Raw genomic sequence first — 15727 nt, forward strand, 5'->3', positions numbered from 1 at the left:
ATTTATGCTCCTTTTTAGCTTAGATTTTTATACGCCTGCCAATGGTAATAAATACACCAATACAGACCATGCACTGACCCAAGCAACGACGACAGCAGCATCTAACCAATCTCTAATCCACATTATACTTTCCCCTTTCACATCTTCATGCACCTTCATCGGGTTGAAGATGCGTTAAGACTGAAAGTTAAAAAGCAAAGTCTATGCCAGTAAATTTATGTCAAACCGAGTTACTGATAATGATGTTGGGGTTGAGTTCCTGCGTGGTTAAGTATTTCAGGTTTTTCCGTCAGCAGTTCAATAAACGCATCGGCCATTGACACATTCGAAACAAAACCTTCTCCCTTCATTTTCAGTATCGCATCATACCCCTCTTTGCCTTTCATGGTATAGGCCGAAGAGGTCCCACAATAATAACGATTAAGATCAATTGGTTGCCAACCTTTTTGCTCATCAAATAACAACACATTTGTGATGCGTTGTCCTACAGGCCGATCGGCGGCATAAGTAAACGAGAGATTGTGGGTGTAAGGATAACTGCCAGAACCTGTGCCGTCGACCCCATTGCCCAGCGCATTATTAATCGCCCCTTCAAGCATCTCAATTAAGGTTTCTCCCTGCACTCGGTAGACACCAATAGGAACGGCAAATGGCAATAAATTTCCGGCAATGTCTGCCACCGAAACTTGTCCGGCGTTGAGCGAGTTTCTGACTCCACCAGCGTTATGTATTGCAAACTGCACGGGGTGCCCTCTTTGCCGCATGGCATAGACGAATGATTGAGCCACCAAAGGAGCCAACTCACTCGGCCCAGTTTCATCAGGAATTCTGACGTGTCTTAAGAAACGATCAGCATGTGCGATAATATTTTGTTGCAGCTGACGTACTCGCGGCATGTATTTATCGATCAATATTCCTTGGACCTGCGGATCTTTCTTACACACCACCACATTAGGGTGCTGGCTTAAAAATTCGCACGCCGCTAAATGGGTGTTATCGGTGCCCGCTTCGCTCATGCTGGCATCAAGAAACAGTCGACGGCCCAGTAACAGTTCATTACGACCCTGAAATTTGTCCACTTTGCCATCGGCTGAAAAGTCGATATAACAATGACCTAAGCTCAAAGAATGATAACCGGATTGGACGACATAAGTGTCATTAATTCTTAAACCATACTCATCATCTTTCATCAGCCCTAGTGCACTAAAATCACCTTGTAATCGGTGGCTATGCCCGCCGACGACAACACTAATACCTTCCACTTGCTGTGCGAGCTCAATGTCCGCTTCATAACCTAAATGGCTAAGTAGAATAATTTTGTTGATCCCTTTAGCGCGAATTTCAGCAACCGTATTTTTCGCCGTCTGGATAGCGTTAATAAATGGAGTATCGAGATCTGGGTTGGCAATATCAGCCATTTTATCGAGTGACAAGCCGAAAATTGCAATCGTTTCATCACCAGCCTGTTTTTCTATCCAGCGAGCGTATTTACCTTGAGGTTGATAACTTATCACTTGCGGGCTACCGGCTATTGGAAAAGGCTTATTCGATCTTTCATTGGAAAGATCCCAATTGCCAGCTAGCAATGGAAATTGAATACGTTTAACAAAATGGGCAACGGGTTCATTACCCATATCCAGTTCGTGATTGCCTAATGCCATCGCATCAAGATTCAATGCGTTGAGCATGTCCGCATTGGCTTTACCTTTAAATAGCGAGAAATAGAGCGTGCCTTGGAAACAATCCCCAGCGTGTAAAAATACAAAGGCTCGCTTCATACGCACCGCATCTTCTTTCAATTGCTGAACTCGTGTTGCAATTCGTGCAAAGCCGCCAGCGCTTACATACGGTGTTAAAGTCTGCTGTTGGATGTGGAGAGTCAATTGCAGCGATGTCGGTTCAAAATATGAGTGAGTGTCATTAATGTGTGCCAGCATAATTGATGCTGGTCTATTCTTTTTATGCATCATTTATCTTTCTCTTCTTTTTCCACTCTATCCTAGCTGAAGAATCATGACAGAATCGTGACTTTTATGAAACGAGTTTGAAAATATAATTACGCTAAGTCAACCTCATCACGCTTTGTAGCCTTTGTCTCATTCGGCTGCCCCTACATAAACACTTGATATGTGAGCCAGCAGCCTACTTATCTGCATAATTTCCATTATGCTTAAAGAAAAACAGACTCAGCGAGAAGCTAACTTGTTGAGTTATAAAAGGAGTCTGCCTATGCATCTAGAGCGAATTGAAATTTCCGGATTCAGAGGAATCAAACGTTTATCGCTCGCTTTTGATGAACTCACCACATTGATCGGTGAAAATACTTGGGGTAAGTCCTCATTGTTGGACGCCTTATCAGTAGTGCTACCAGCCAACGGTGTACCTTATCAATTTGAAATGCAAGATTTCCACGTCGATTACTCTATCGCTCATCCTCAAACTCAGCATTTACAAATTGTCTTAAGCTTTGTTTCTACAGACAAAAATGAATCTCGATCCGGCCGTTATCGTAAGCTGAGGCCGATTTGGGTTGAAGATGAAACGGGTACGAAACGGATATTCTATCGCATCAGTGCCACTCGTGAGCGATATGATATTACCACTCGCTACCTGTTTTTAGACCTCGAAGGCAATCCACTACCGCTGCATCATTCCGAAAAATTAGCGCAAGAGCTGATGAGCTTACACCCAGTGATCCGTTTGAAAGATTCACGGCGTTTCGAGCGACCTTTCGTCAATGGTAACGGTAAAAATTCTCGCGCCGAAAAACGCATTGATAATACCTGTCGTCGTTTACTGGCCATTCCTGGACATGTCAACAAAGGCGAGATGAGAAGTAGCCTTAACTCAATGAATGTATTAGTTGATCACTATTTTTCATTCAAAAGTCAGACACGTAAAAACCCAAGACAGCAACGTGACAGCTTAGTCTATTCCAGCCCAACCGCCGATAAAAACATAAGCCAATTTGTTGAAGAGACTAAAAATAAGCAAACTCGTTTGCTGTTGATGGGCTTACTCAATGCTTATCTGCAAGCCAAAGGCCCAACAGACCTACGACGTTGCGCTAGGCCGCTGCTGATTATCGAAGATCCCGAAGGTCGATTGCACCCTACTCATCTGGCGCGCGCTTGGAGTTTACTTCAACTATTACCCATGCAAAAAATTCTCACAACGAACAGTGGTGATCTGCTTGGCTCTGTTCCCCTTCATTCGATTCGGCGTTTGGTGCGTACTTCTGACCGTACCATTGCAAATTCGATGGTCTCCCGTGGATTGAGTAAGGACGAACTACGACGTATCGGTTTTCATATCCGTTTTCATCGCTCAGGAGTGCTTTTTGCTCGCTGCTGGTTGTTGGTTGAAGGAGAAACTGAGGTGTGGCTGTTTAGTGAGCTGGCTCGCCAGTGTGGCTATAATCTAGCCGCCGAAGGAGTACAAATTGTCGAATTTGCTCAGTCTGGTCTGAAGTCCTTAATTAAAGTGGCGAAAGCGTTTGGCATTGATTGGCATGTCGTGACTGATGGCGATCCCGCTGGCAAAAAATATTCGTCAACGGTACGCGGTATGCTAACAGGTGATCAAGAACGGCATCGCCTGACCGAACTTCCCGATCGAGATATCGAACATTTTCTGTACTCTCATGGCTTTGAACATTTCTTCAAAGATTTGATTAAAATACCTTACGATCATCCAATCCCTGCGAAAAAAGTGGTCACACGTGTGCTGAAAAAACACGCGAAACCTGATTTGGCGCTTGCCATCGTTTCCCATTGTGAACAACAAGGTGTGGACTTTATTCCTGTACTGCTGCGCTGGACACTAAAACGCGTGATTACGATGGCCAATGGCCACACGTAAAAAAGGCACACATGATTGTGTGCCTCGTATCATTTCCATTTCGCTATATGTGACTAATCTTATATTGAATGGGTATATCAACAATTTTGATGAATCGATACGGATCAATTGGGGGTAACCTTTACCAATGCAGATTTCACCAGCATTAGTCTTAAACATAAATTAACAAGTTGAGGATTTAGAATGCGTTTCAACAGTTGCGCTGTCGCTCAGCGCTGGCTGGTTAGATCGTTGATGCAACCACATACCACTTGTTTTCATCGCAAAGCCAAAAATGCCACCTAATAGAAGTGATGGAACAACCAGTTGCCAATCACCACCAGCAGCAAAAGTGGCACAAGCGCCAATAAAGGTTCCAGGGATATAACCAAGCCACGCTTTCGACGCTTGAATGCACATTAAAAATGCCACTACCGCAGTGACAACGTAACCCAAAATATCCAAGCTCACCAAGCTGGATGAATGAATAATGACCATTGACCAAAAAACGCCACTGATATTAGTTATCAAACTTTCTGCAAGACCTTTAATACCCTCGGTTGGAGAGGCAAAATAACTCGTACATCCTAAAAAGCCAGCCCATGATAGTAAGCCTAACGAAACGGCTATCCAGCCCCAAACACCAGAAAGAATGCCTGTCGTTAGTGAAATTGCAAATAGTGTGCTCATAGCGCCCTCATTTAGCCGCTATCTGCCTGTCATTTAACAAGCCGTTGCTATAGCGACATCAATAAATCAAGTGCCGATATTAAAAGCTTCAACCACAGATAACTAGTGACCTAAGTCATGAAATAAATGCAATGACTGCACTTATTTCATTGAAATGTTGACGCAAACGATAAATCAACATATTTGAAGTGCTTTTTAATCGAGCATGAGCGTTAGATTGGGTGATGAGGGTGTGTGGCATGATGCTAAATGCGAACACTCAACAGCTTCACTTATCACACCCCATATTGAGAAGTAACAAAGTAAATCATAACCAAGATTAACAAGCTTAAAGTACGCTTGGTCGTCCTTTCATCATGCGCAGTCCTTCACGCTTAATGCACTCGACCAACGGGTTTTCAGCCATATCTGCTCGCCAAATAAACGACAAGGTTCTTTCCATATTCAGATCAGGCACATTGAGCGCTACCAGTTGGCCATTCTCAATAAAGCGTTCTACATCGAGGTAAGGTAAACAAGTTAAGTACGGACCATTCGCAACCATACTGCGTAGCACAGGAACATGTTCGTACTCTCGCCACACATCTAAATCGGAAATAAGATGGTGAATCGAGCTATCAAAAATATTGCGAGTGCCAGAACCGTGCTCTCTTAACACCCATTTGGCTTGTTCAAGCTGTGCAAGACTCACCGTTTTACATTTGGCAAAAGGATGATGAGCCGAAGCTATCACTGTTAGGTGATCTCGACACCACACTTCTTGGGAAATACGGTTATCATCGCATCGACCTTCAATGATACCAAGATCATATTTGTAGTCGAGGATGCCATCGATCACCCCTTTGGTGCTTTTCACACCAAGCTCAATACGCATCTCTGGGAAATCGTTATCAAGAATGCTGATAAGGTCTGGAACGAGGTGCTCGGCAGGGGTCTGGCTGGCCCCCATACTGATTTCACCGCTAAGCAAGTGCTGATCATAAAAGCCCATTTCGATCTGCTGAGCATCTTGTAATAAACGCTTCGCTTTCGGCCTAAGCCACATTCCCCAATGAGTCAATGCCATCTGCTTTCCTTGTCTTTCGAACAAAGGGCGACCTAACATTTTTTCCAATTGTGCTAGCGACATACTGGTCGCGGACTGAGTTAACGCTAATTTATCCGCAGCTTGACTGACGCTGCCACTATCGGCAACAGCATCGAAAACTGCTAATTGTTTGAGTGAATACCGCACTGCTTTTCCTATTTAGCTTTCATCTACTGCGCGCCACACCTTTAATTTCAAGGGAGTTAATATGCGCAAACGGTTTCATTCTACTCTTTCATTTATTCATATCAATTCATTTGATGAGTAATCTAAAAATTATCAATTTTACTACTTCATGACCCGTTCGTTAGTCTGTATGGGAAGCAAGGCATGACGCTTTGTTTGAACTTGGGAGGTAATTATGAAATTGAGCTTTGGGAGCGTGTATGTCTGCAGCCTACTCTGAAAATAAACAGCTGTTCTCACCGATTGAGATGATGGCAGAAGCCGAGAAATTTGCATTAAGCAAAGCCAAGAAAAGTAGCGGTATGACACTGAGCCTTGCCATTATGGCTGGTGCTTTTATCGGCTTAGCATTTTTGTTCTACATCACTGTCACGACAGGCAGTGCTAACGCAGGTTGGGGGCTCAGTCGGTTAGCGGGTGGTTTAGCCTTTAGCATGGGGCTGATTTTAATCGTGATTTGTGGCGGTGAACTGTTCACCAGTTCCGTATTGTCGAGCATTTCTTGGGCCAATAAACAAATCAGCTTTAGCAAAATGTTATCCATTTGGGGCAAGGTTTATATCGGTAACTTCATTGGTGCCATGTTCTTACTGCTTTTGGTTACTGGGGCTGGTCTCTATCAGTTGGATGATGGTCAATGGGGGTTGAATGCGCTGAACATCGCGCAGCACAAACTGCACCATACACCTGTTCAAGCATTTTCTCTTGGGGTGCTATGTAACTTACTGGTTTGTCTTGCTATTTGGTTAACGTTTAGCTCTGCCAATGCAATGACCAAAGCCGCAATGACAATTTTGCCTGTGGCGATGTTCGTCTCTAGCGGCTTTGAGCACTGCGTAGCCAACATGTTTATGGTCCCTTTAGGCATTGTGATTCAAAACTTTGCACCAGAGAGCTTCTGGCAGCAGATCGGTATCAGTGCCACTCATTACGCAGATTTGAATATTCATCAATTTGTGGTGGCAAACCTTATCCCAGTGACTTTGGGCAATATTGTCGGCGGTGCTGTGTTGGTTGGTCTCGCCAACTGGTCTATTTTCCGCCGTCCACAACTTAAAGCCGCAAACATTAGCACTATTACGGAAACAGCAACAATTACGTCAGTGAAGGAAACGAAAATGAATAAAGCAATTACAGTTAAAGACATTATGAACACCCAACCTGTAACTCTAGGCGTGGAAATGCCAACCGCAGTAGCGATTGATATGTTGCTGGATAACCAGCTCGATAGTGCACCTGTGGTTGATGTGGCTGGTCGTTTGGTCGGGTTTTTCTCAGCTCACGATGTCATGGTGGATTTATGGTGCCAAGACTACCTCCCTACCGAAGGGCAAAAAGTGGTGGATCTTATGAGCCGCGATGTTATCGCCATCGATGCATCTGACCGTCTGATTGATATCGCCGAATTTTTATGTATCGATAAAGAACAGTTATACCCTACCACTAGCATGGGTATTGCTACTCGTTTTAGCTCACTCTCTTTAGAAGAGCGCGCAAAAAGCATGAAAGTGAACAAACCACAAAATCTACCCGTCCTTGAAGATGGCAAGTTTGTCGGTATGCTAACTCGTAACCATGTACTGGCAGCGTTGCGCCCGATTTATGGCGAGCGTTTAAGCGTGGTCAAAGAGCGTACGTTAGAAACTGCTTAATACGTTGTTTTGTTCAAAACGGTTTTTGGTCAGGAAATAAGTCGCTTGACTAAAAAGCAAAGACCCCGCATTGCGGGGTCTCTTTGATTCATCTATTTCGCTTGTTACTATCCCTGACGCCACCATCGTCCGACGCACGGGTTTTCAGGATCAAGATATCGATTCAATAACGTTAAGTTGCTGTCGAACAAAATGAGATAAGGTTGAATCTCACTAACACTTAACGCCCCCTTTGTGGCATTAATACACTGCATCAATAAATCCGTAAGACAGCGAACAAAAACCCACTTTGGGTTGTCTGCGATTTTATGGTTGATCGCTAAAATAGCCTCACATGCTATTTGGTAAGGAATGGCTCTCACTTGCGTAAGATCGCGTAAAAATGAGCCCGCCACGACACCTTCAAGATAGACACGGTAAGTTGTTAGTTGATCGACCAATAGAAACAGTTCCGCGGCTAAATGCGTATAAGGGTATTTCACCGCTAGGTGATCGTGCAGATCCGGTGAAATAGCCAGCGTGATCTCCATCATTTCACAGCGTTGTTTAAGCACTCGCAGTAACCCTTGCTCATCCATTAATTGCTGAATTTCAAAAATACGCTGCAAGTGATAGTCGTTAGAAATGAAAGTGACTGGTAGTATTTTTTGCGTGTCAATGTCACCGTTTTTTTGCAGCTCTAACGCGACGTTTTCGATATTTTCCACTGTGCTGGTCGAGTGTTCTTCCAGCAAAATGCGGTTATTCAAAAGTGACACATTGAGCCGAGTAAGCTCCGATTGAAGGTAATGATACATAGCCTTCGCTTCAGAAATCTGTTGCCCTAGCGTGAGCCCACCACATAAGGCAATGACACTATGATCGATGTCATGACGTTGTAACGCCTTAACAAGGCCATCAACACGGCTACGCCCTTCTAATGTTAATTGCTGATCAACAAGTCGTTTACCTAATACGATATAAAGATGCTCGGCTACCATCGTTATTTTTCTCTCTCCATTCCAGCCACCATAAAACTTGTGTCATAGCAATCGACATCAAGAAAGCAGCAGTATTAAAACGTATGGTTTGGTAACACGTAAATACTCCTACATGTGCATAGTGCTTGAGTCAAAAAATAAAATAAACAATCACTTTTTAAACATTACTCAAACGATAGCCACGCATTAGAAATGCTCGTGTATAAAGTAAGGTTTCTGCGATAATTGTTTCAATTTATTTATAACTACCGATGATAAAATCCACAGGAATAAACTCTAAAAATCCACTACATGGAGAGATTAATATGTGGAATAAACTCAATAAATCAATGATGTTCTGCCAAATGATGTTTGGCTTATCATTTTACGGGGTAATGGTTATCCTAACCCGTTTTTTTCTAGAAGATTTGGATTATAACGAAGCTGATACCATGATGGTGGTAGGAGCATTTTCATCCATTGGCCCCCTTTTTGCGATCGCTGGTGGTTTTATTGCCGATAAGTTCCTTGGCGCTTATCGTTCATTAACCATTGCCTACGGCGCTTTTGCTCTTGGTTACACACTACTGGTGCTGGGTGCCTCAACAACCAACGTCGCGATGGCATTAGCAGGCATCGCTTTAGCGAGCTACGCACGCGGATTAATGTCTCCTTCTTACCCCAGTTTATATAAACGCACTTTTAGCTCTCAAGAACATTTTGAAAACTGTTACCCTGTCAATTATTCGGTAAACAATGTGGGAGCACTACTTGGCCAATATTTATTCCCGATGTTTGTTTTAGTGATCGGTTTTCACGGTAGCTTTATGCTCTCAGCCATTTTGGCAGCGTTCGCCTTTGCCACTTTAATTGTGTTTAATAAATCATTAGTGAATGCTGCAGCTGAGATTGATCAAGCTCCCGTAAGCGTGAAAAACTGGCTCGCCTTTTGTGCAGTATCGTGCGCGATGGTTGGGCTAGTTTTCTTCATGTTTTCTAATATGGACATCGGTCAAAACATCGTTTATGCCATTGGTGCGGCTGCCATTTTTTACTTCATCTTTTTGATGTTTAAAGCGAATCGATCCGATACCTTGAAAATGGGCACTATTCTTATCATGACGGTGCTCACCACCTGTTTCTTTGTCTATTACGGGCAAATGATGACCTCCATGACCATGGTAACCATTAATACGATGCGTGGTGACTTATTTGGATTAATTCCAATCGCTCCTGAAGCATCAATGGCGATGAACCCACTGTGGTGCATTGTTGCTGGGCCAGTCATTGCTATGACTTTCTCTTCACTGGAAAAGCGAGGCATTAATTTTTCAACAGCCACTAAAATTGGCTTTGCATTCATCTTTACCGCCATTGCATTTGGCATTTTAACCATGGCAGTCATGAATATTGGTGTTGATGTTGTCATCAGACCAGAAGTCTTTTTGATGATCCACTTCTTCCAAGCTTTTGCGGAAGTCATTGTTGGTAGTTTAGTAGTGGCCTTCATTTTGTCAGTGGCTCCCAAGCACATCGAAAACTTTTCGGTTAGCCTCTTTTCAGTCGCCATCGCCTTAAGCGGCATTGTGGGTGCGGTGTTCTCAACCTCCATCGCATTAGAAAAAGGTCAAGTGATCAGTCAGCATATCGTCCAAAGCGTTTATGGCGACTACTTTAAAATGCTCACGATCTTAGCCGTAGTGATGGTAGCAGTGGCCATCGTCGCTTCATTGGTTGTTCGAAAAATGCTTGAAGCATCAAAAATGAACGAACGGGATGAACTTGCAGAAGTTGCACCTAACGAAGTTTAAACATCAGCAAAATGTGAGCATTATTAAGCCTCATACCATTATGCGTATGGGGCTTTTTATCTGCAAAGTTACATATTCCCATCTCTTCAAAGTAAAATAACGTAAATGATAGTTATTATCATTGAATCAATTGAGCACTCAGTTTAAGGTTATACCTACAAAAGACAAAACGGTAATCTAGAGAATAATGAAAAAAGAAACAGAACCTAAACGCTCTTTCTATCCACTCACGGTTGTGGGTAGTCAGCAGATTTCGCCTTCCCTGCAACGCGTTACGTTACAGGGTGACTCAATTGAGCATTTTACACTTGAAAACGAAGGCGATTATATCAAGCTGCTGTTTAGTGAAGATGGTGGCACTGATTTGTCACGGTTAACCCCTGATCAGCGCCCAATAATGCGCACTTATACCATTCGAAGCTTTGATGCGACCAGCAACCGCATTGAAATCGATTTTGTACGGCATGAGGCGGAAGATAAGCAGTGTGGATTTGCAGTCAGATGGGCGATGCATACGGCCATTGGCGATACGATTTCAATCGCTGGCCCAGGTAAAGCTCAAGGGTTGAATCCCAATGGGAAATGGTTTTTCTTAGCCGCTGACATGACCGCGATCCCTGCCCTTGCAGCTCAATTAAAACGCTTACCGTGTGATGCAAAAGGTTATGCAGTAATTGAAATTGAGCATGTGGATGACAAACAGGCACTACAGGCTCCGGAGAACATAGAGATCTCTTGGGTCGTGAAAGACAGCAGCACCAATTTGGCGGCTTCGGTTATCGAGAAAAATTGGCTGGGTGAGAATGGCTCGGTATGGTGTGCGTGTGAATTTGATACCATGCGCGCGCTAAGAGAGTATTTTCGCAATGAAAAAGAGATAGCCAAAGACTATATTTATATCAGCAGCTACTGGAAACGTGGCGTCAGTGAAGATGGGCATAAACAGCTCAAACAAACGGATGCACAAACTCAGTCATAAACAGCAATAACACAGTAAAAAGGTGACTTAATAGAGGTCGCCTTTTTCATTGAATGCGCTCAATTTTCAACGAACATAGCTTTAACAAACCTAGCTTTAACGGACATAGCCTCAGCGGGCCACAGTGAGCTTGGCTAACGACTCAATACAAATCGCGTCATGTCGCCAGTATTCGATACCACAATCGATCAGTTCACCCTGTTGATTATAATTAATGCGCTCAACGACCATCGCCGGAGTGCCTGATGTAGCGCGTAGCGCTTGCGCCATATGACCAAGCAAAGAGCTAGTGGTAATTCGATAACGGACTGTTTGATACTCCATGGCAAAATGGTCGCGATAAATATCCGTCAGTGATTGAGACAAATCGAAAGTCAGCAAGTTGGGAAACAATTCAGGGCGCACGTAATTCGTCACATAGACCACGGGGCGATCTTCTAAATAACGCACACGATCAATTTGGTAAACATCCGAAAACGGCTTCAATCCCAATAAGAGCGATGCTTGTTTATTGGCTAATAGCGCTTTTGCCATCATCAGTTCCGTTTTTGGTACTCGGTTTTGTGCTAAAGCCATGTTGGTGAAATTCAGAGTTTGGGTTGGGTCGTAACGTATCGGCTCGGGAGAAATAAACCAACCTCGCCGATCTTCTCGGTAGATCTTGCCATCCGCTTCCAACAGAGACAAAGCCTCACGCAGGGTAACGCGTGTGGTATTAAACGACTCTGCAAGTTTTCGTTCAGAAGGTAATTTTTGACGAGGGGCAAGCATGCCAGCATCGATTTGTTCAACAATCACATCTTTAATTTTTACGTACTGCACAACATCCACTCCCAGCCTAAATACGTGCATGCCAAATTCATAACAAACTGATACCGTATTATTTGCATTCTATGTCGAACAAGATTAATGTCATAGCCTGAATCGCAATAACATTGACGTTAATTTTTATACCGCCTAGCTTTTGGGCGGTATTTCTTTTTGGAGTATTAAAAATGTCAAACTTAGCACCTGTCTTAGTTTCAAGCCTTGATATGGACAGAATATCCGCATTACTGGATGGCATGCCTAAACTAACGCCAGAGTTAGAAAAGCTCGAGGCTGAGTTGGATAGAGCCACCATTGTCGCCCCACAAGAGATGCCAAATAATGTGGTGAGCATGAATTCGACCGTACGCTTCAAGTTTATCGACAGTGATGAAGTGATAGAAAAAAATCTTGTGTATCCGCATGAAGTGAAAAGCAGTCAAGATATCTCTGTTTTTGCCCCAGTAGGCAGTGCATTGTTGGGCCTAGCTGTTGGTCAACAGCTAAGTTGGCCAATGCCAGGTGGTAGAGAAAGAGTGATTGAGATTCTTGATGTAGTTTATCAACCTGAGCGTGACGGTGAATTCAACCGCTAACGAATCGCTTTGTTGGTGTGGAGGTCGATATCATCACTCCACACCCCAAGCCACATCATTGTAAATAATTATGCGACCAAAATATCTTTAAGCTCGTGCAATGAACGCACATGATAGTGTGGCTCAATACCCTCAACAGCACTTGCGCCAGTAGAGTTTAGCCAACAGGTCTCAATACCAAAATTCAAGCCACCTAGAATATCGGAATGCGGGTTATCTCCTACCATCAATACACGATTTTTAGCAGGGTTTCCCATTTTGTCTAACGCGTAGGCAAAAATCCCGTGATCGGGTTTCGCTACACCAACCTCTTCTGAAATAATCACGTGGTCAAAGTATTCACTCATCCCCGTTCTTTGCAAACGAATCGCTTGAAGTTCGGTAAAACCATTAGTAATGATGCCAAGTTTCGCTCGACCTGTAAGGGCATCCAATAACTCTTTTGCTCCTGGTAGTGGAGTGCAGATATCAGCCATGGCTTCAAGAAATGCGCTGTTTAATTCCGTGGTTGTCGTCGCGAGCTTTTCTGCCCACTCTGCAAAACGAGTATGCTTCAACTGCGCCGCCGTGATATCACCATTTTGGTAATCGACCCACAGTGGTTTATTAACTTCTTGGTACTGCGCAAAATCTTGTTCAGTAAACAACACTCCTTTGCGCTCAAACATCAGCTGCATACCTTTGAAAGCATCAAAATGAAACAAGGTCTCGTCAGCGTCAAATAAAATCCAGTCGTACTTCATGATCTCTCCTCATAATGTTCGGGCTAGTTTAGATTGTTTTTAGTTAAATGATAATCTCTATCAGAAGAAACTTTTAAAATTCAATGTGATAACGAATCTAATCGTCCCTGTAATAAAAAAGGCTCCAATGAGCCTTTTCTTATGCTTAATATTGCAAATTATGATGCTTTTTCAGCTTCGTTAACCATAGAAAGCGCCAATGCTTCAGCCGCTTTAATACCATCAATGCCTGCTGATAAAATCCCGCCCGCATAACCTGCACCTTCACCTGCCGGATAAAAGCCTTTCAGGTTGATGCTTTGGAAATCTTTACCCCGTTTAATGCAAATAGGTGATGACGTGCGAGTTTCTACTCCAGTTAACAAACCATCATCAGAGGCAAATCCTTTGATCTGCTTATCAAACGCTGGGATCGCTTCACGAATGGCTTCAATGGCAAAATCAGGCAACGCTTTTGAAATATCTGTCAACTTGATGCCGGGTGTAAAAGAGGGTTCGACATCGCCTAACGCACTCGGATCACGACCTTGTAAAAAGTCACCAATTTTTTGTGCTGGCGCATCGTAGTTTTCGCCGCCAAGTTGATAAGCTCGTGATTCAAGTTCACGTTGGAAGCGCACGCCCGCCAGCGGATCACCGGGATAATCACGTTCAGGATCAATACCCACCACAATCGCACTGTTAGCATTACGTTCTGCGCGAGAATATTGGCTCATGCCATTGGTCACAACGCGCCCCTCTTCAGAAGTAGCCGCCACTACCGTGCCACCGGGGCACATGCAGAAGCTATAAACAGTGCGGCCATTCTTACAGTGGTGAACCAATTTGTAGTCCGCCGCGCCAAGAATGGGGTTACCCGCATTCGAACCAAAACGCGCTTCATCAATCATTGATTGTTTATGTTCAATACGGAACCCTACTGAAAAGGGTTTGGCTTCCATATAAACGCCACGTTCATGCAACATTTCAAAGGTATCACGTGCGCTATGACCGACCGCAAGGACAACATGACGCGTTTTAATTTCTTCACCATTTGACAGCGTAAGCCCGGTAATTTGCCCTTCTTCGATGTGAATGTCATCAACACGAGTACTAAAACGAATTTCACCGCCTAATTCGATGATTTTGGCACGCATTTTTTCAATCATGGTCACCAATTTGAACGTGCCAATGTGCGGTTTGCTCACGTACATGATTTCAGCAGGTGCGCCCGCAGCGACAAATTCTGTAGTGACCTTACGACCATAGAAGTTAGGATCTTTCACTTGGCTATAGAGTTTTCCATCAGAAAAAGTTCCTGCTCCACCTTCGCCAAACTGCACGTTAGATTCAGTATTCAATGTACGTTTACGCCAAAAACCAAAGGTATCTTTGGTGCGTTCGCGCACTTCTTTACCACGCTCGACAATGATTGGGTTAAACCCCATTTGAGCAAGAATCAGTCCTGCGAATAGACCACAAGGGCCAAAGCCTATCACCACTGGGCGCTCAGTAAGATTCGCTGGCGCTTGAGCAACGAATTTGTACTCCATATCCGGCGTCACTTTCACATGCGGATCATCAGCAAACTGAGCAAGCAACTCTGTTTCATTCTCCACGCTCACATCTAGCGTGTAAATCAGCATGATTTTCGTTTTCTTACGAGCATCGTAGCCACGTTTAAACATATTGAATGAAAGAACTTGTTCATCAGCAATACCAAGTTTTTCAGTAATAGCAGCAAAAATTGCCCCTTCCTCGTGGTCCAAAGGAAGTTTAATTTCGGTTAAACGTATCATGTCGGTGTCTCGTTTTAGTCGGTGTCTTAGCCAAAGCCGCAAGCGGCCCGCTCACAATGGCGCGCATTTTACGGGAAATAGCGTTATCTGTCATACTAAATCCCGAATTCATCACACGTTACGCTAGATATTCATAGCGTTGGATGTTGAAATTTAACTTGGGATGCGTATTATCCCCATTCTTCATTTTTGACTAACTAAGAGCTGATCATCATGGCGTTTGTCGTAACGGATAATTGCATCCAATGTAAATTTACTGACTGTGTCGCGGTATGCCCTGCAGATGCCTTTCACGAAGGCCCCAATTTTATGGTGATCAACCCCATTGAATGCATTGATTGCGGTTTATGTGTTCCTGAATGTGCAGCTCAAGCTATCTTTCAAGAAGATGAACTCCCAGAAGATCAGAAGATTTACATCGAACTCAATGCTGAGCTTGCCGATATATGGCCGGTGCAAACCGAAGTCAAACCAGCCATGGATGATGCTGAAAAATGGAATGGCGTGCCAAACAAACTGGGGATGTTAGAGAAGTAGTCTTTTCTTTTTATAACTAGCGTTATAAAAAAAGCGCAAACACGGCATCCGTTATCACGCTT

General features: G+C 43.7%; 13 protein-coding genes. 6 read left to right on the plus strand and 7 right to left on the minus strand.

The window, feature by feature from the left end; genetic code table 11:
* Window positions 1-230 precede the first annotated feature (230 nt).
* Complete coding sequence (locus tag AACQ79_RS13230; protein WP_129533062.1) at window positions 231-1970, minus strand: bifunctional metallophosphatase/5'-nucleotidase; 1740 nt, start codon at window positions 1968-1970, stop codon at window positions 231-233.
* Between the two features lie 259 nt (window positions 1971-2229).
* Here AACQ79_RS13230 and AACQ79_RS13235 point away from each other — a divergent pair, with 259 nt between their 5' ends.
* Window positions 2230-3861: an ATP-dependent endonuclease gene (locus AACQ79_RS13235; RefSeq protein ID WP_094127244.1), complete on the plus strand. Its 1632-nt coding sequence runs from the start codon at window positions 2230-2232 to the stop codon at window positions 3859-3861.
* 162 nt (window positions 3862-4023) lie between these two features.
* Here AACQ79_RS13235 and AACQ79_RS13240 read toward each other — a convergent pair whose 3' ends face one another.
* Entirely contained in the window at window positions 4024-4530 is a 507-nt protein-coding gene (locus AACQ79_RS13240; protein WP_170899203.1) for a DUF1097 domain-containing protein, read from the minus strand.
* 328 nt (window positions 4531-4858) lie between these two features.
* On the minus strand, window positions 4859-5764 hold the full coding sequence (locus AACQ79_RS13245; RefSeq protein WP_013867825.1) for a LysR substrate-binding domain-containing protein: 906 nt from the start codon (window positions 5762-5764) through the stop codon (window positions 4859-4861).
* A gap of 239 nt (window positions 5765-6003) precedes the next feature.
* On the opposite strand from AACQ79_RS13245, the gene focA reads away from it, so the two are divergent.
* On the plus strand, window positions 6004-7455 hold the full coding sequence (focA, locus tag AACQ79_RS13250) for a formate transporter FocA (RefSeq protein WP_094164968.1): 1452 nt from the start codon (window positions 6004-6006) through the stop codon (window positions 7453-7455).
* A gap of 107 nt (window positions 7456-7562) precedes the next feature.
* Here focA and AACQ79_RS13255 read toward each other — a convergent pair whose 3' ends face one another.
* Entirely contained in the window at window positions 7563-8435 is an 873-nt protein-coding gene (locus AACQ79_RS13255) for a YdcF family protein (RefSeq protein ID WP_170899204.1), read from the minus strand.
* Window positions 8436-8740: 305 nt separating this feature from the next.
* Here AACQ79_RS13255 and AACQ79_RS13260 point away from each other — a divergent pair, with 305 nt between their 5' ends.
* Both AACQ79_RS13260 and AACQ79_RS13265 read left to right on the plus strand, forming a co-directional pair.
* Window positions 8741-10225 carry a peptide MFS transporter gene (locus tag AACQ79_RS13260; protein WP_170899205.1) on the plus strand — a complete coding sequence of 495 codons (1485 nt, stop codon included), beginning with the start codon at window positions 8741-8743 and terminating at the stop codon, window positions 10223-10225.
* A gap of 187 nt (window positions 10226-10412) precedes the next feature.
* Window positions 10413-11204: a siderophore-interacting protein gene (locus tag AACQ79_RS13265; protein WP_170899206.1), complete on the plus strand. Its 792-nt coding sequence runs from the start codon at window positions 10413-10415 to the stop codon at window positions 11202-11204.
* Window positions 11205-11315: 111 nt separating this feature from the next.
* Here AACQ79_RS13265 and phnR read toward each other — a convergent pair whose 3' ends face one another.
* Window positions 11316-12026: a phosphonate utilization transcriptional regulator PhnR gene (gene phnR / locus AACQ79_RS13270; RefSeq protein WP_170899207.1), complete on the minus strand. Its 711-nt coding sequence runs from the start codon at window positions 12024-12026 to the stop codon at window positions 11316-11318.
* Window positions 12027-12199: 173 nt separating this feature from the next.
* On the opposite strand from phnR, the gene rnk reads away from it, so the two are divergent.
* Window positions 12200-12607 (plus strand): nucleoside diphosphate kinase regulator, encoded by a 408-nt coding sequence (gene rnk, locus AACQ79_RS13275; RefSeq protein WP_026027712.1) that lies wholly within the window; start codon window positions 12200-12202, stop codon window positions 12605-12607.
* 68 nt (window positions 12608-12675) lie between these two features.
* Here the strand turns inward: rnk and yjjG are convergent, their stop codons facing one another.
* A complete protein-coding gene (gene yjjG, locus AACQ79_RS13280; protein ID WP_017045536.1) occupies window positions 12676-13350 on the minus strand; it encodes a pyrimidine 5'-nucleotidase in 675 nt (224 codons plus the stop codon).
* Window positions 13351-13508: 158 nt separating this feature from the next.
* Window positions 13509-15128: an NAD(P)/FAD-dependent oxidoreductase gene (locus AACQ79_RS13285; protein WP_010318512.1), complete on the minus strand. Its 1620-nt coding sequence runs from the start codon at window positions 15126-15128 to the stop codon at window positions 13509-13511.
* Window positions 15129-15341: 213 nt separating this feature from the next.
* On the opposite strand from AACQ79_RS13285, the gene fdxA reads away from it, so the two are divergent.
* Window positions 15342-15665: a ferredoxin FdxA gene (fdxA, locus tag AACQ79_RS13290; RefSeq protein ID WP_010318513.1), complete on the plus strand. Its 324-nt coding sequence runs from the start codon at window positions 15342-15344 to the stop codon at window positions 15663-15665.
* Window positions 15666-15727: the final 62 nt, after the last annotated feature.

Origin of the sequence: Vibrio sp. 3-2(1), from assembly GCF_963887575.1 — a bacterium.
Taxonomy (GTDB): Bacteria; Pseudomonadota; Gammaproteobacteria; order Enterobacterales; family Vibrionaceae; genus Vibrio; species Vibrio anguillarum.